The 16,127-nt window shown below is 47.5% G+C and carries 12 protein-coding genes; 5 read left to right on the top strand and 7 right to left on the bottom strand.

Annotated elements, in window-relative coordinates:
• Positions 1–60: 60 nt before the first annotated feature.
• On the bottom strand, positions 61–1,014 hold the full coding sequence (locus SHEWMR4_RS06110; protein ID WP_011621951.1) for a YbgA family protein: 954 nt from the start codon (positions 1,012–1,014) through the stop codon (positions 61–63).
• A 201-nt stretch (positions 1,015–1,215) separates the two neighbouring features.
• Here SHEWMR4_RS06110 and SHEWMR4_RS06105 point away from each other — a divergent pair, with 201 nt between their 5' ends.
• Complete coding sequence (locus tag SHEWMR4_RS06105; RefSeq protein ID WP_011621950.1) at positions 1,216–1,725, top strand: hypothetical protein; 510 nt, start codon at positions 1,216–1,218, stop codon at positions 1,723–1,725.
• 263 nt (positions 1,726–1,988) lie between these two features.
• Here SHEWMR4_RS06105 and SHEWMR4_RS06100 read toward each other — a convergent pair whose 3' ends face one another.
• Positions 1,989–3,218, bottom strand: coding sequence for a DEAD/DEAH box helicase (locus tag SHEWMR4_RS06100; RefSeq protein WP_011621949.1), 1,230 nt, complete (start codon positions 3,216–3,218; stop codon positions 1,989–1,991).
• A 149-nt stretch (positions 3,219–3,367) separates the two neighbouring features.
• Positions 3,368–6,004 (bottom strand): bifunctional diguanylate cyclase/phosphodiesterase, encoded by a 2,637-nt coding sequence (locus SHEWMR4_RS06095; RefSeq protein WP_011621948.1) that lies wholly within the window; start codon positions 6,002–6,004, stop codon positions 3,368–3,370.
• 399 nt (positions 6,005–6,403) lie between these two features.
• Here SHEWMR4_RS06095 and SHEWMR4_RS06090 point away from each other — a divergent pair, with 399 nt between their 5' ends.
• Entirely contained in the window at positions 6,404–8,821 is a 2,418-nt protein-coding gene (locus SHEWMR4_RS06090) for a Lon protease family protein (protein WP_011621947.1), read from the top strand.
• A 67-nt stretch (positions 8,822–8,888) separates the two neighbouring features.
• Here SHEWMR4_RS06090 and SHEWMR4_RS06085 read toward each other — a convergent pair whose 3' ends face one another.
• Positions 8,889–9,956 carry an alkene reductase gene (locus SHEWMR4_RS06085; RefSeq protein ID WP_011621946.1) on the bottom strand — a complete coding sequence of 356 codons (1,068 nt, stop codon included), beginning with the start codon at positions 9,954–9,956 and terminating at the stop codon, positions 8,889–8,891.
• A 129-nt stretch (positions 9,957–10,085) separates the two neighbouring features.
• Here SHEWMR4_RS06085 and SHEWMR4_RS06080 point away from each other — a divergent pair, with 129 nt between their 5' ends.
• Positions 10,086–10,667 (top strand): TetR/AcrR family transcriptional regulator, encoded by a 582-nt coding sequence (locus SHEWMR4_RS06080; protein WP_011621945.1) that lies wholly within the window; start codon positions 10,086–10,088, stop codon positions 10,665–10,667.
• Positions 10,668–10,770: 103 nt separating this feature from the next.
• Here the strand turns inward: SHEWMR4_RS06080 and SHEWMR4_RS06075 are convergent, their stop codons facing one another.
• Complete coding sequence (locus SHEWMR4_RS06075) at positions 10,771–10,995, bottom strand: TIGR02922 family protein (protein WP_011621944.1); 225 nt, start codon at positions 10,993–10,995, stop codon at positions 10,771–10,773.
• A gap of 315 nt (positions 10,996–11,310) precedes the next feature.
• Positions 11,311–12,882, bottom strand: coding sequence for a methyl-accepting chemotaxis protein (locus SHEWMR4_RS06070; RefSeq protein WP_011621943.1), 1,572 nt, complete (start codon positions 12,880–12,882; stop codon positions 11,311–11,313).
• A gap of 388 nt (positions 12,883–13,270) precedes the next feature.
• Between SHEWMR4_RS06070 and SHEWMR4_RS06065 the strand changes: the two genes are divergently transcribed.
• Positions 13,271–13,993 carry a YebC/PmpR family DNA-binding transcriptional regulator gene (locus SHEWMR4_RS06065; RefSeq protein WP_011621942.1) on the top strand — a complete coding sequence of 241 codons (723 nt, stop codon included), beginning with the start codon at positions 13,271–13,273 and terminating at the stop codon, positions 13,991–13,993.
• 55 nt (positions 13,994–14,048) lie between these two features.
• On the opposite strand, the gene SHEWMR4_RS06060 is transcribed toward SHEWMR4_RS06065, so the two are convergent.
• Positions 14,049–14,594, bottom strand: coding sequence for a cysteine hydrolase family protein (locus SHEWMR4_RS06060; protein WP_011621941.1), 546 nt, complete (start codon positions 14,592–14,594; stop codon positions 14,049–14,051).
• Between the two features lie 311 nt (positions 14,595–14,905).
• Between SHEWMR4_RS06060 and SHEWMR4_RS06055 the strand changes: the two genes are divergently transcribed.
• A complete protein-coding gene (locus SHEWMR4_RS06055) occupies positions 14,906–16,090 on the top strand; it encodes a histidine kinase (RefSeq protein WP_227499229.1) in 1,185 nt (394 codons plus the stop codon).
• Positions 16,091–16,127 lie beyond the last annotated feature (37 nt).

Genomic DNA, 16,127 nt, shown 5'->3' with positions numbered 1-16,127 from the left:
CTCGTTAATCTTAATGCATTATCTAATCGTTCAAGTGCGTATTTTCGCCAGCTACCTGTATTAATAGGCATAGCGCAGCTTTAATTCCTCAGGATGGGGATTTAAGTACACTTGATCCTCAATATAGGGGGTGGGAAATTGGCGCAAATAGTGGTTAATCAAAGTGATAGGCACCAGCAAAGGGAGAAGCCCTTGGCGATATTTCATAATCATTTCAGACAGTTCTAACTTCTGTTCCTTATTCAAATGCTTTTTAAAATAGCCCTGAATATGTTGTAAGGTGCTGGTATGGTTTCGACGGGTCGCATTGATTTTTAAGGCGGTCATAAAGCCCGCAAAATAGCGCTCGGCGGTTTGATCTAAGTCTTCAATATTGGCCACAATCGGCCCTAGCTCGCGGTACCATTTAGGGCTATGGGCCATCAATAGGTACTTATAGCGGGAGTGAAACTTGACTAACTTGTGCTTGGTTAGGCCCTCATGACACATCTTATGCCAGTCGTGATAGGCATAGACTCGGGTAAAAAAGTTTTCCCGCAGCACCATATCGTGCAGGCGACCTTCTTCCTCGACGGGGAGATAGGGGTAGCGTTCCATTAATTTACGGGCAAACACTCCAATGCCTGATTTAGTGCCATTATTGGTACCGATTTTGTACTCAGTCACCCGTTTCATACCGCAGGTTGGCGATTTGGCGCAGAGTAAGTAACCGCCTAAAAAGCCTAATTCCTCAACCTTTTGCTCGCTAAAGCGATTGAGTTTGTCGGTGACATCTAAGCTGCCATCACCACTCTGCACTCGGATCTGCTCACCATCGCGCACTAATCGAATGCTTTTTCGCGGTGCACCTAGGCCAATCGCCATTTCTGGACACAAGGGAACATAATCAAAAAAAGGGGCAATCTCTTGATTACAATAGGAAGAATTTTTATGCCCACCGTCAAAACGCACCTTCTCCCCTAGTAGGCAGGCACTGATCCCAATTTGAATTCGCTGCGGATTAAACTTGTACATAATGCTATTCCTTGTATCACTTTGAATAATATTACGGACCATTCTTGTACAAGGATCAAGTTTTTGTACAAATTTTTATAAAATTTTTCTGACGCTAAAAATCCAACGAAAGTCGCTAGGGCTTGGCCCTGATATTGCTTAGTTTATTCGCCCCATTGGCGCGGCATCAGGAAGTAAACATCGACGAGGGAGAATAAGGAAATGACGGTCATCAATCCCAATAGCTATGCAGCCATTGCACTAAGCCAGCTAAAATCGGCTCAGACTCAACAAACGCAGGGCGTACCAAGCACCGCGGAAAGTTCGAGCCCTCAAATGACAGCTCCGCAAGATACTGTCACCCTATCGGGCGGTGTGACTCGAAGCGCTGAAACCAGTGATACCTATAGCCAGCTTGCGCCAAACGCCAAACAACATTACACCAGCAATGTGCAAAATATTGCCGGTTCTCAAGAGAGCGCAAAATCCGAAGACAGATTAGCGGAGGCCATGCAGGCAATCCTCGACAAACGCACCGGAGTCGACAGGGAAAAACTGAAGCAGCTAGAAGAAGAAATGGCGAAAATTGCCGCCAATGACAGCTTATCCGAAGAAGAAAAGGCCAAGCAGATAGCGCTACTCGAAGCCCAAAAAGCTGAGCTAATTAAAGAAGCGACTGAAAAAAATGAAGAGCGGCAACGCAATAATCAAGCTGAAGTCTATTTTAGTTAATGCTTAATATTTTGTGCTAAGAACCTGAAAAACAAGACCTTGATAAGCAAGTCACTAGACACACAATGAGTGAGATGCAACCCCAAATACCATCGGCAGTGTGAGAACGGTGAAAGATAAGTAAACTGCCGCGCAAAATAACGGCGGAGTCGTCAACTGTTGAAAAACAAAAATCCGCCCCATCTCTGGGGCGGATAAGTATCTAAATCAGGACTTTTGATAACGCTTTCAACCCACAAGCTAAGCCATACCCGATAGGCAAACTAGCGTTTCTTGCCACCTAAGGCGCGCTTCTTAGCTCGCTGTTTTTGAGCCGCTTTACTATTGCGTCTTGGCTCGGGTTCCATCTTATTAAAATCAGGTTCAAAGCCGGGATACCATTGCTGCGGCAGGCGTTTATCGAGCAATGCTTCAACCTCTTCAAGCAGCAGTGCATCCTCTTGGCTAAAGAGCGTAATCGCCAAACCAGTGCTACCCGCACGCCCAGTGCGACCGATACGATGGATATAATCTTCGGCAATAAAGGGCAGTTCGAAGTTAATCACATACTGTAAGTCGGCAATATCGAGGCCACGAGCGGCAACATCGGTCGCGACTAAAACCTGCACTAGTCCTTGTTTAAAATCCTTTAAAACCTTCTCCCTTGCGCCTTGGGATAAGTCACCGTGAAATGCCTGCGTTGCCACCCCGAGTTGATTAAGCTGAGTAGTCAGCTTATCGACACCCTGCTTTGTGCGGCTAAAGATCAGCACTTGCTGCCAATTTTTACTGCGTACTAAATGGCTGACAAACTCGGTTTTACGATCACTGTCGATGGCATAAACCCGCTGCTCCACCTGTGCGGCCGTGGTATTGCGTTTCGCGACTTCGATAAGCTTAGGCTCACGCAAAAGGTTTTTACTGAAACCGAAAATCGAATCATCTAAGGTAGCCGAGAACAGCAGTGTCTGTCGCTGCGCCGGCACTTGCTTGAGCACCGCTTTGATTTCATCCATAAATCCCATATCGAGCATACGGTCGGCTTCATCAAATACCAGCACACTCAAATGCTTAAGGTTAAGCGCACCTTGACGCAGATGATCGAGCAGGCGCCCAGGCGTCGCGATAAGCACATCGATGCCGGCCTTAAATTCGGCTTGCTGAGCCTCGATACTCACGCCGCCGTAGGCAATCCCGATACGAATGTCAGTGCCTTTGGCATATTTCCCAAAACTCTGCTGCACTTGCACCGCTAACTCACGAGTCGGCACTAGCACTAGGGCTCGAATATCCTTAGGTGCATCTTGGCTTTGGTTATCGAGGAGTAATTGCTGCAAAACCGGGAGAGCAAAGGCTGCGGTTTTCCCTGTTCCCGTTTGTGCACCCGCCATCACATCCTGTTTTGCCAAAATAGCGGGAATGGCTTCAATTTGGATAGGCGTGGGCTGCTGATAGCCAAGTTCGGCTAAGGTATTCACTAACTGAGAATGTAGGGAAAGCGCGCTAAAAGACATGGAAGATCACCAAAAACAATAATGGCGCCATGTTAACAGACAGCCGCTAGAGCGACCAGTTGCATTGCATCTGTCAGTTGCTCACGGCGTTAATCGTGCCTAATCAGCCTGATGATCGATAGGCACGCTTAGGCTTTCACTAGACGCGCTTAGGCTTTCGCTAAAAACGCCTCAACATCCGCGGGTAATAGCGGACGGCTGAAGAGATACCCCTGCGCCTGATCGCACAGGTTTTGGGTTAAAAACTCGGCCTGTGCTTGAGTCTCAACCCCTTCTGCCACTATCTCTAACTTGAGCGCATGCCCTAGAACAATTACGGCTTTAGCGATAGCGGTATTGTTGGTGTCGAAGGGAATATCCCGCACAAAGGATTGGTCAATCTTAAGCTTATGAATCGGCAGTTTTTTCAGATAGTTAAGGGAGGAGTATCCGGTACCAAAATCATCGACCGAAAGCTCAATACCAAGATCCCCTAGCAGCTTTAAGTCGCGAATCGCCACATCGGGATTATGCATCATCACGCTTTCAGTCACTTCAAGCTCAAGGCAAGTGGCGGGCAATCCTGTTTGTGTCAGGATGCGTTTTACATCCTCAACAAAGGAGCTACGTTGTAGCTGTTGTCCGGCAACGTTAACGGCGATTCGGCCAAAGGGTTTCCCCTCGGCAAGCCAACGCACACCTTGAAGGCAAGCGGTTTCGAGCACCCACAAACCAATATCGTAAATCAGCCCGATTTTCTCGGCGACGGGAATAAATACCCCTGGGGAAATTTGTCCCAATATCGGGTCATTCCAACGCAGTAGCGCCTCAACCCCTATAGTTTTACGGCTGACTAAATCCAATTTAGGCTGATACATCAAATACAAAGCGTTTTGCTCAAGGGCGCCATAAAGCGCACTCTGCAGTTTTAGATGCTCAAAGGATTGCTTAGTGAGCGACTCAGTGTAAAAAGCAAAGTTATTGCGGCCTTCACTCTTAGCGCGGTACATGGCGGCATCGGCGTTACGCAGTAAGGTATCGGCATTACTGCCATCATCGGGATAGATGGACACTCCCATACTGGCTGTCAGACGCAGATGATCCCCAGTGCTCACCACAAAGGGCTGTTCAAACACTTGGCGTAATTGGTTAATGGCCGCGGCGGCATCCTCATGGCTTTGAATGCCCGAGATCAGCGCCACAAACTCATCGCCGCCAATTCGCGACAACACATCTTGCTCTTGCAGCTGACTGCGTAACCTCTTAGCCAACTCCACTAGCATTTCGTCACCAATACTGTGGCCGAAACTGTCGTTGATATGTTTAAACAAATCCACATCAATAAACACTGTGGCTAGTTGGGCATTGAGCCTTTTTGCATGTCTGAGTTCTTGTTTAAGCTGCATCATCAGCTTCATGCGATTTGGCAGATGGGTCAAAGGATCGAAATAAGCTAAATGGGCGAGCTGGGCCTCGCTCTGTTTTTGAGCGGAAATATCGGAAAATACCGCCACAAAATAGCGCACATCACCTAACTCATCATAAATGGTGCTGATGGTGATATTTTGCGGGAAGATAGTGCCATCCTTGCGGCGATTCCAAATTTCGCCATTCCACTTACCCGTCTCGAGTAAGTGATTCCACATGGCATCGAAAAAGGCTTTCTCGTGGCGACCCGAGTTAAATAATCGTGGATTTTGGCCGAGCAACTCTTCCCGCGAGTAGCCAGTGATTTCATAGAAGGCACCATTCACATCGGTGATATTGCCATGCCTGTCAGTGATCACCACACCTTCGAGGGTATGTTTAAACACATTAGTCGCCAGCGTGAGCTGCTCTTCAACCTCTTTATGCTTGGAGATATTGCGGGTCATGCCTATGACACCGGCAAGCGCGCCGTCGGCCGTAGTAGCCGGAATTTTAAGGGTTTCTAACCATAAGTGTTTATTCTGTTTTTCACCGTCTAAACACTCGGCGACGATAATCGGTGTCCCCGCTTCAATCGCAAGCCTGTCACCATTGAGAAAAATCTCGGCGATTTCTTTACCAAAAAGGTCTTCATCCGTCTTGCCGACAATTTCACTGCGTGGCAACTCCCAGGCTTTCTCAACACTATGGTTGCAGATGGTATAAACACCTTCGGTATTTTTAACCCAAATATGTTCTTCAAAACTATCGATAAAGGTTTGTAGGTCAATGACATCGGGCGCATAGACTTGCCCGCGCTGCGCCTCCAAGGCGTATTTATGCTGCTTTAGCAACTCGCTCAAATTGAGCTGTAGGCTATTGACCGTGAGCGAAGCCAATTGCAGCGCCCTATCCCCTAAATGTAAAGGATCGCTGTTATACACACACAAGACGCCAAAATGCGCCCCCGAAGTCCAGAGGATCGGCAGGTAAATCAAACTGCCAAGCCCAGTATCGCACCATTGGAGATTGCTGCTGATATTTTGGATCAAGGCGCGCTTATAGGCACACGCCTGACGAATATCCTCGGGAAGGTCCACCTGATGGTGACTAAAGGTGCGTGATTCATTGAAGGGGTTATAAGCGGTGTCAGCAGAAGAGGCGACTTTGACTTTAGGAGTGGCATTTTGATGCAGGTTTAAATGCGCTTTAAGATTAAAATGCCGAATAAGGGCTTCAATATCAGATGATTGGCATTGAGACGACTGAACTAATAGACGATAGTCACCCGCCACACTGGCCTGTAGGACCACAGCATGTGACTGAGTCATATCGGCAACCAACTGTAAATCGTTTGCCCAATCCGACAACTGTTTTGGTGAAATTGTAATATCAATCATAAGCTTGCTAACTGTAGCCCCTACAATTCCATTTTGATTGAGGGCATGCCCTCGCCTTAACACACTGCAATCCAACCTTAACCGCCAGCTTAGATTAGTCGCTCAAGCGCTTTAACACTCAGGCTCGCTCAACAATATTACCGCAGACACTCAATCATCGTCATTCACTAATACATAAATATTTGGCCCAATCGCCGATTACTTTGTTTCAAATATCGCCACGAAAAAACTAGCAAATCTAACCTAATGAAAATAAGAAATTTTTAGTCCCTTCAACTGACAAAAAACCATTCATCAATCCCAACACTGATTTAAATACAATTTAGCGCCTTTTCATTGACAACAACATTATCCTATTGTCTACAATGGAAATATTCAGGATGAAAAACAAGGATCTCTATGCCTACCGTGCCCACAGCAACACCCGCCATCCCGTTAACGAGTCAACAGCTTTATCGTAAATCCGAACTTAAACAGCTTAACCCTGAGTGTCAGTCTACCGCTCAGCTCACGCCACTCGATGATATTGTTGGGCAGGAGCGTGCCCAACAGGCGGTGGAATTCGCCATGGGGATCAAGGAAAAGGGCTATAACATTTATGCTATTGGCCAAAACGGCTTAGGTAAACGCACAATGATGCTGCGTTACCTGAATCGCCATGATCCTATTGAACCGTCACTGTTTGACTGGTGCTATGTGGTTAACTTTGACGATACTCGCAGCCCTAAAGTGCTTAAGCTGACCGCAGGAACGGGGCAAGAGTTTAAAAAGTCCATCGAAAAACTCATGCTAAAACTGGTCAAAGCGCTGCCCTTAGCCTTCGATAACGAAATGTATTATGCCCGAGCTGAAAAGCTCAAAAGCCAACTAGCACAAAAACAAGAAGCCGCGCTGACAGAGCTGAGTGAAGAAGCCAAACAGAAAAACATTAGCCTCAGTTTAACCCTGCAGGGCGATTATCAAATGGTTGCCCTCAATGGCGAAGAGCCCCATGACGAGGTCTCCTTTGGCGCCTTAACCGAAGCCGAGCGCGCCCAGTTTGAAAGCAATATCAATGGGCTCGAAGTTAAACTTCGCGGCATCATTCGACAAAATACCGAATGGGAAGAAGAGTTTAGCGATACCCAACAGGAACACGACGAACAAGTCGCTAAAGATGTGCTGGTGCACTTTTTCAAACCCTTGAAAGACAAATACAAACATCAGCCCGAAGTCAGAGCCTTCTTAACGGGGATGCAGTCGGATATCTTAAGTAATTTAGATATTTTCCTTGAGGAGAGTGAAGAGCAACTCGCCCTCGCCTACGCCTCCCTTGAAAAGAAAATGCCACGCCGCTATCAGGTCAACGTCATCGTATGCCAAGGGGAGCAAAAATTCCCGATTGTGGTTGAAGAAAGCCCAAGCTACCACAGCCTGTTTGGCTATGTTGAGAACGCCACCTTTAGGGGCACAGTGTTTACCGACTTTTCACTCATCCGCCCAGGAAGCTTACACAAGGCCAACGGTGGCGTGCTGTTGATGGATGCCATCAAAGTACTGGAGCGCCCCTATGTATGGGACGGCTTGAAACGTGCACTGCGCTCCCGCAAGTTAGATTTAAGCTCCTTGGAGCGGGAAGTCTCACTCTCGGGCACTATCTCATTGGCGCCGGAACCCATTCCCTTAGATGTGAAGATCATTCTGTTTGGGGATCATGAAACCTATCAGCTTTTACAGCATTATGATCCTGATTTTAGTGAGTTATTTAGGGTCACGGCCGATTTTGAAGATGTGATGGACAGAACCGATATTTCGGAGGCGCAATATGCACGATTTATTTCCAGCATAGTCCACGATAACAATATGTTGCACTGTGACCGCAGTGCCATCGCACGGATCATCGAATACAGTTCCCGTGAGGCGCAGGACCAACAAAAGCTGTCGCTGCATTCGGCAAACATCGCCAATCTGCTTAGGGAATCAAACTTCTGCGCTAAGGCCGCCGCAAGTCAATGTATTGAAAAACAGCACGTTGAGCAGGCACTGAAAAACCAAGAGCAACGGGTCTCACGCCTGCACGACAATATTATGGAGAGCTTTATCAACGGCACAACATTAATCAATACCCACGATAAAGTTGTCGGCCAAATCAATGCGTTATCAGTGATATCTACCTCAGATCATCAATTTGGTCTGCCGAATCGTATTACCGCCACCACCGCCTTTGGTAAGGGGGAAGTGCTGGATATTGAGCATAGGGTTAAGCTCGGTGGCCGCATTCACTCTAAAGGGGTGTTAATCCTGACGGCTTATTTGGCTTCGGTCCTTGGAAAAACCGCGCAAATCCCCCTCACCACCTATCTCACCTTCGAGCAATCCTACAGCGGTGTCGATGGTGATAGCGCCTCGATGGCCGAATGCTGCGCCATCATCTCCGCCATCAGTGAGTTGCCCTTGAGGCAGGATATTGCCATTACCGGATCGATGAATCAGTTTGGTGAGGCGCAACCCATCGGCGGCGTAAATGAAAAAATCGAAGGCTTTTTCGATGTGTGTAAGATTAAGGGCCGCTCATCGAGCCAAGGGGTAATTATTCCCGAGTCGAATATCGCCAATCTCATGTTACGCCAAGACATTGTAGAAGCGGTTGCGCGTGGAGAATTCCATATTTGGGCGATTAGCCATGTCACCCAAGCGATGGCACTACTCCTGGGCAAAGCGGCGGCGACCTTAGGAGGCGATGATGGGAAACACACAGGCCATTATGCCCCAGAGTGCGTATTTGGGATTGCCCAGCAAAAACTCAATGCCCTGAGGGCGCTCCCTAAAGCCAATTGATAGTTGGACCAAAAGCAAAAAGGGTTAGCTAAGCTAACCCTTTCTTATCGGTAATTGCTGCTCTGAGTTACACCAAGCTTGCCAGCATTTCATCGCTATAGGTCACCAATTCATGACCTTGGCGCACTCTTGCCACATAATCTGGGTTGGCAATAAAGGGACGACCAATCGCAATTAAATCAAACTTATCGGCGGCAATCGCTTCACTTGCCGATTGGGCGCTGTAACCACCTACACCCACTAAGGTTTTGCCATAGTTAGCACGCACATAGCTAGAAACACGGCCATCTAAGTAATCAAACTCCATGCTGTCGTCGAAGATACCGATATGCACAAAGGCCAGTTCACGTTTTTCGAGCTCAGGTAACAGGTAATCAAACACGGCGCGGTCACGGTTATCGACAGCCATATTGAAATAGGCGCCGGGAGAAATTCGAAGACCGGTTCTGTCTTTACCAATACGCGCCGCAATCGCATCAACCACTTCTAAGGCAAAGCGTGACATATTGGCCGGTGTGCCGCCGTATTCATCGGTACGACGGTTGCTGTCATGGTGTAAGAATGCATCGATTAAATATCCGTTTGCACCGTGGATCTCAACCCCATCGAATCCGGCTTCAATCGCGTTTTCGGCCGCTTTCGCATAATCGCGGACTAAACCCTGAATATCTTCAAGAGTTGCCGCTTTTGGAGTGACATAGGTCAGCTCACGCATTCTGGGCACACTGCCCTCTACTTTTTCAGCCGAAGGCGCCAGTACATCGCCGCCACCGAAGAAATGTGGGTGCGCGACACGGCCAGTATGCCATAACTGCACAAAAATCTTGCCGCCGTTGGCATGCACAGCATCCGTCACTTTACGCCAACCGGCGATCTGCGCTTGATTAAAAATGCCGGGCGTATTTGGGTAACCTTGACCATCAGGGCGAATGATCGTCGCTTCGGAGATAATCAATCCCGCTTCGGCGCGGCGAGCATAGTAAGCCACCATGTCATCGGTCGGTACTAAATCCGCATCGGCCATACAGCGCGTTAATGGCGCCATTAAAATACGGTTTTTTAAGGTAATAGTGTCATTAAGTGTGTAGGTATCGAATAAATTACCCACGGAATTCGCTGCATGTTCAATCGTCATTGCTGTTGCCCCATTCTTGAATGTGCATTCAAGATATTCTTATTTGAACGATCATTCAAGAACATTTTTGAATGTTTGTTCAAAATTAGTTAGAATCAGCCGCAAGTATCGGTGAGAGGTGAGATTGCAATGCGAAACGCAGAGTTTGATAGGGCGCAGGTGCTCAGGGGGGCGATGGCCGCCTTTATGCACAAGGGATACACCAAAACCAGCATGCAGGATCTGACCCAAGCAACGGGGTTACATCCCGGTTCCATTTATTGCGCCTTTAGCAATAAGCGTGGATTGCTGATCGCCGCTATCGAGCAATATCAGCAGGATAGAAACGAGCAGTTCAAGCTTATCTTCTCCAATAGCCGTCCCGTGCTGGGTAATTTAAAGACCTACTTGGACAATATCGTGGTCGAATGTTTAAGCTGCGATAGCCAGCAAGCTTGTTTGCTCACTAAAGCGTTAAATGAAATTGCAGAACAAGATGATGAAATCCAAAACATTATCAGTCAAAACCTCATGCTTTGGCAGAATGCGTTGACGGCACAATTTGAATTAGCAGCCTCCCAAGGGATGTTGCAAGGCGAGCTTAACAGTGAGCAGCGGGCGCAATACTTGATGATGGGTATTTATGGGTTAAGAACCTTTGCCCATACCCATCCGCAGGCGGAAATCCTGCAACAATTGGCCGATAAATTGTTTGATGATGTCTGCAGATAAAAACGGCGTGCTTAGTTAAGCAGCCCCAAAAACGCAAAAGGACAATAAATCCACTTATCGTCCTTTAAGTTTCAAGTGTTACCAGTGCTATTTTTCGTTTTTATTAACCTATATTAGCCTGCGCAAATACCCGCTCACCGAGTGAGTTCAATATTTTACACTCACCTTCAAGCACGGCGATGATGGATTTTCCCTTACGAAAACTCGCAGGTATCATCACACGACCGGAATCGCTCACAGGTAAACCTTCTAACACCGCGTTGTGCATAATTAACCCGACTGGCGCGTCATAATACAAAACGGTAACTGTCGCTTGTGTTGCTTGCATAACTTTTAACTCACATTAAGCAGAATCTACTGCTATCGATCAAAGTGGCAAGAGTCTCCCTTCATCTCTTATAACAACAAAACTCCAAGATGCATTTTACCTTTAAAAATCAAAAAACTATAAAAACATCATGCGACAAGCCTAAAAACAACCCTTAGGAAAATCTTAGCGCCATGAATATCCACTTATTTAAGCACTTCGGCAAATAGATGCCAAACTATTTCTATTCTGTTAAGCGAATACGCGCCAAAGATCACAACTGGTCAACATTTTATTCTGCGTCGTTATGCACTAAACCTAGAATAAATACACTAATTAAGATTTCGCCTTAAATCCAATCCTAAAACCGCCCCAATGTTTGCCATTGACATAAATCGGGACGGACAAATCATGCATCACTTCCCCGGTATCCCGCTTATAGGTTTGCAGCAGCACAGGCTCAGTATGGGCGCCGCAGCGTATTCCAGTCGGGTCGTTAAACAAACGCTTAGTGCGATTATGCACCATATCAATTTCTACCTTACCAGTTAAGGCTTGGCTAAAGCGTTTATTGTGGGTCGGGAAATAACCTTTTCTATCCACGGCGCCGGCATACACTATCTCACTGTGCTTGGCGAGGATCGGCTCTTGTATGGCTGGAAAATGTTGATCGGTATAGCGGTCAAAGGCCGTGCTATACTTTTGTGGCTGAGTATTCGCAATTGGTTGATATTGTGGATTAAACAATTCAGTCTCGGTAAAACTACGATTCGCTAATCCCTGGGAGAGTTTTTCGCCACAGGCTTTAGCCGCTTCATTGGCGAGTAATAACACTTGTTGGTCAAAGGTATGGGTATCCCAATTCGCTAGGGCTCTGAAAATACCCTCAGTGGTTAATGACAGAGTAAACGCCTGCTCCGAGAGTTTGTGGCTTTGTTTACCTGTCACTGTGAGTGAGTCACGGATCTGGGTCACCGAGCTGCTTATCTCATTGGTCGTGTGGTTATATTGCTTGAGAGAGTCTTCCATATCGCTAAGGGATTGCGCCGAGTGGGTCACTGAAGTCGAAATGTCGGTAAAGTGGCCATCGAGCGTCCCCATCGCAGAAACCACATCGGCGGTTTGTGAGACAACCTGCTCCATCAGCCCCGAGGTTTTATCAGTTTCGGCGCGGATTTCGAGCAACATCTTACCAATATCTTTGGTCGCTCCTGCCGTTTTTCCCGCAAGGCTGCGAACCTCATCTGCAACCACGGCAAAACCACGCCCCTGCTCGCCCGCCCGCGCCGCCTCAATGGCAGCATTGAGAGCCAGTAAGTTCGTTTGCTCGGCAACAGAGTTAATCACTTCGGTAATTTTTTGAATTTGCTCGGCTTTAGACTTTAACGCTTGCACCTGCTGTGCGGCGGTATTGATGTCGCTACTGAGGGATTCAATCGCCGATACACCCTTTTGTGCTTGGATACGCCCCTGCACACTTAAACGCTCCGCCTCTTGAGTTTGCCCTAAAATATGCGTGGCATTGTCGCCTAACAGCGCCGTGGTATGGCTTAATTCTGACGCAGCCACCGCGATGGCACTGGCATGTTCGCCATTGGACTCGATGGATTTATTCAATAGATCAATAAAATGCGACACCTCGGCCGAGCCAATCGCAATCTTACTGGTTTGCACGCTTATCTCATGCTCTGGCGAGTTGATAGATTTAAATGATTTCACCACTTGCTCAGGCTCTGGCGCGTTATGGCTAAAAAAGCGCTGCACAATCCACAACACCCAAGCACAGACAATGACCCCCAACACCAATGCCTGGGTTAAACCGGACAGTGCTATTGCGTTGAGTAACAGGCTACTGAGTACGACTAAAACGAAGCTGAGCGCAATGGCGACTTTATGTTGTAATTCCATAATGTTTCTCACTGAAGACTGATAAGGAAGTGAGAGAAGCGGAGATTCACTGGCTATCCTTTACCATTCGATTCGCCTAAGCCAAGCGGAGCAGACAAGATTAAGAACGGTATAGTGAGTCTATCCCTCTGACTGAATTGAACTATTCGCCCTTAGGAAATATAACCTATCTTGCTATCATCAGCACTCTACAGCGCTTATGGCATTAGACCTTAGTATAGATATGACCGAATTGCACACGCTCTGGAACCAAAAGTGTCAGCAATAAATGCCATCTTAAAATGTGGTATCCATCGCTTTATCGGCAATAATTCCCGCGAGAGTGACTGCACAATCAGACTTAAAACTGCTAATATCGGCGCAATTTTTTTGAGCTAACGAGATCAAGATGGGCAGAGCATATCAAAACCGTAAAGAATCCATGGCGAAAACAGCTGGCCAGAAAACCCGCCTCTACTCGCGCTACGGTAAAGAAATTTACGTAGTCGCCAAGCAAGGTGGTGTTGAGCCAGACGGCAACTTATCACTTCGCCGTTTAATCGAACGCGCTAAGAAAGACCAAGTGCCGGCACACGTTATCGAACGTGCTATTGATAAAGCCAAGGGTGGCGGCGGTGAAGATTATGATACAGCTCGTTATGAAGGTTTCGGCCCAGGTAACTGTATGGTTATCGTGGACTGCTTAACCGACAACGTAAAACGTACCTTCACCGAAGTACGTCAAGCCTTCGTGAAGAACGATGCCAAACTCGGCACCCCAGGCACTGTGGGCCACATGTTTGATCAATCTGCTGTGTTCGTATTCCCGGGTGAAGACGAAGATGCCATCCTCGAGATCCTGATGATGGCCGATGCCGATGTAAACGACGTCGAAGTGGAAAACGGCATGATCAGCGTTATCGCGCCGCACACTGAGTTCTTCAAAGTGAAAACCGCACTGACCGATGCGATGCCAGACATCAACTTCGAAGTGGAAAACATCACCTTCGTACCACAGAACATGACGCCTGTGTCTGGCGAAGATATCGCGACATTCGATAAGTTTATTGCCGCATTAGAAGATTGTGACGACGTGCAAAACGTGTATCACAATGCAGACATTCAAGAATAAGTTGATTCTGATATCAAAAAACGCAGCCTAATGGCTGCGTTTTTGTTTGCGGATATTAACGAAATACGATATCCGCACTCTTGGCTAAACGCACAAAGGCGCCTTGGAGCGTGGCATTATGGTGAGCAATAATCGCCTCTGCCGAGAGCTGCGCCGTATCCATACAAGTATGCGCATCATCGGCTAACACCACCTGCCAGCCAAGTACAGCCGCAATCCGACAATTGGTATCGATACAATACTGGGTTTTCATCCCCACTATCACCAGCTCGCTGACCCCCTCATGGGCTAACGCCTCTGCTAATCCGGTTTGATAAAAACAACTTGGCTTGGTTTTATCAAAGATATTATCCAGCTGTGGATTAATCGCTAAGGATTCTATCAATTGCCAATTTGCCGTTCCGGCGGCAATGGGGGAACCTTCTGGCCCCGTATGGCGAACCGCCCAAATCGGTGCCCCGGCCTCACGGGCTTTAGCAATTAAGAGATTGATATTATTTAGCACCTGTTCCCGATTAAAGGGCGGCGCATCGGCGTAAAACAGCCCCTGCTGCATATCAATTATTAACAGCGCAGTTTTAGGCAAGCTCATGTTATCCATCACATTCTCCAGCGTTATTGCCCAAAAGACGGAAAAAACAACCCCGCCACTTTGGGCGGGGTTGAGTAATCGATTTTTTGAAGCACAAATCGCTACGCACGCACCGCCGAAGCAGTTGTGGTCGTAGTGTGGGTGAAGTAAACGGTAAATTTGTGCATAGGGCCAAGTTATGCCAGTCGCTAAAGAAGATCAAGCCAAGTTTGATGACATTTTAGTGAAATAAATCAAATTGCTAATGAGTAGACTTGCATTAACACCTAGTCATATTTGCCATAGTGACTTATCCCATTCTTGCCTTAGAATGGATGAAAATGTTAATAAAAGGAAACAAGCTGGTGCAGGGAAATCGATTAACTAGAGCAGAAACTATGCTGATTGGCGCAGGCAGCCTCACCTGGGCGCTCGTCGCTTGGCTAGGGCTCAATCAGGATATGCAAGCAAAGCTCCCCACGCTCGCGACCTTTAGCCATATCGCCCTTTATTCCTTGTTTATCTTGTTCTTCTTGTTATTAACGACGCTGGACTTCCCCCGAAAAAACCTCAATCTAAGCAGGCTGTTAAGCACCGCACTCGTCGGCAGCGTCTTCGGATTGATGCTGTTGAGTCAACATCCATTGCTCCCCATTCTGCTGGTGATTTGGGCCTCGCTCTTGCCAGAATTTTTTAATCGCCGCGTCGCGATTGCACAGATCCTGTTAGCCAATCTTGGTTATTACCTGATCCTGCACGCACAAACCTCAAACAGTGTGATGATTAATGTGCTTATTTACATGGGGTTTCAACTGTTTGCCTACAGCAGTAGCCAAGCGAGATTATCCGAGCGCGAGTCTCGCCGGATACAGGAACATCTTAACCAACAACTTATCGCCACCAGAGCCTTGCTGAGCCAAACTAGCGAACAGCAAGAAAGGTTGAGGATCTCACGGGATCTGCACGATATTCTCGGCCACCAGCTCACGGCGTTATCGTTGCAACTTGAGCTCTTAAGTCATCAAGCGCCTACGGAGCTCAAACCCACAGTCAATCAGAGTAAATCACTTGCCAAGGAATTATTAGAGAGCATCCGCGCCGTAGTTCGGGCTCAGCGGGTGAATATTGGTCTCGATTTAACGCCGCCGCTCGATGCCATTGTAAGCCGTTTACCCAATGTTAGCCTGCAGTATGAATCGTTAATGCCGCTCCAGTCGACTGAACTGGCCCAAGCCTTATTGCTCGTGTTGCAGGAAGGAATAAGTAATGCTGTGCGCCATGGCAAAGCCAATCAACTCACGCTGTCGATGCAAGAGGAGCAAGCCGAGCTTATCATTTGCCTTAAAGATAATGGCCAAGGAATTAGCCAAAGCCCCTCTCAGGGTGTTGGGCTAAGTAGCATGCAAGAAAGGTTATCTCCCTTTCACGGCAGTGCGCGTTTGCAAGCTAATCAGGCAGGCGTAGACAGTTCGCGTACTCAAGGCTGCTCGCTAATGATTCGTCTACCGCGCGGCAACACATTGTAATGCGTCATGTAAACCGACACGCTAAATCAAGGAATGA

The sequence above is a fragment of the Shewanella sp. MR-4 genome (genome assembly GCF_000014685.1).
In the GTDB taxonomy this organism is placed as follows: domain Bacteria; phylum Pseudomonadota; class Gammaproteobacteria; order Enterobacterales; family Shewanellaceae; genus Shewanella.
The sequence above is the reverse complement of the archived record's forward strand: the minus strand, read 5'-3'. Positions and strand labels throughout refer to the sequence as shown.

Excerpts from the sequence above, each read along its gene's own strand:
- SHEWMR4_RS06075 (WP_011621944.1), bottom strand. The coding sequence starts at position 10,995 with ATGCAAGCAACACAAGCGACAGTTACCGTTTTGTATTATGACGCGCCA.
- SHEWMR4_RS06065 (WP_011621942.1), top strand. The coding sequence starts at position 13,271 with ATGGGCAGAGCATATCAAAACCGTAAAGAATCCATGGCGAAAACAGCT.
- SHEWMR4_RS06080 (WP_011621945.1), top strand. The coding sequence starts at position 10,086 with ATGCGAAACGCAGAGTTTGATAGGGCGCAGGTGCTCAGGGGGGCGATG.
- SHEWMR4_RS06070 (WP_011621943.1), bottom strand. The coding sequence starts at position 12,882 with ATGGAATTACAACATAAAGTCGCCATTGCGCTCAGCTTCGTTTTAGTC.
- SHEWMR4_RS06090 (WP_011621947.1), top strand. The coding sequence starts at position 6,404 with ATGCCTACCGTGCCCACAGCAACACCCGCCATCCCGTTAACGAGTCAA.
- SHEWMR4_RS06085 (WP_011621946.1), bottom strand. The coding sequence starts at position 9,956 with ATGACGATTGAACATGCAGCGAATTCCGTGGGTAATTTATTCGATACC.
- SHEWMR4_RS06095 (WP_011621948.1), bottom strand. The coding sequence starts at position 6,004 with ATGATTGATATTACAATTTCACCAAAACAGTTGTCGGATTGGGCAAAC.
- SHEWMR4_RS06060 (WP_011621941.1), bottom strand. The coding sequence starts at position 14,594 with ATGGATAACATGAGCTTGCCTAAAACTGCGCTGTTAATAATTGATATG.
- SHEWMR4_RS06055 (WP_227499229.1), top strand. The coding sequence starts at position 14,906 with ATGTTAATAAAAGGAAACAAGCTGGTGCAGGGAAATCGATTAACTAGA.
- SHEWMR4_RS06110 (WP_011621951.1), bottom strand. The coding sequence starts at position 1,014 with ATGTACAAGTTTAATCCGCAGCGAATTCAAATTGGGATCAGTGCCTGC.
- SHEWMR4_RS06100 (WP_011621949.1), bottom strand. The coding sequence starts at position 3,218 with ATGTCTTTTAGCGCGCTTTCCCTACATTCTCAGTTAGTGAATACCTTA.
- SHEWMR4_RS06105 (WP_011621950.1), top strand. The coding sequence starts at position 1,216 with ATGACGGTCATCAATCCCAATAGCTATGCAGCCATTGCACTAAGCCAG.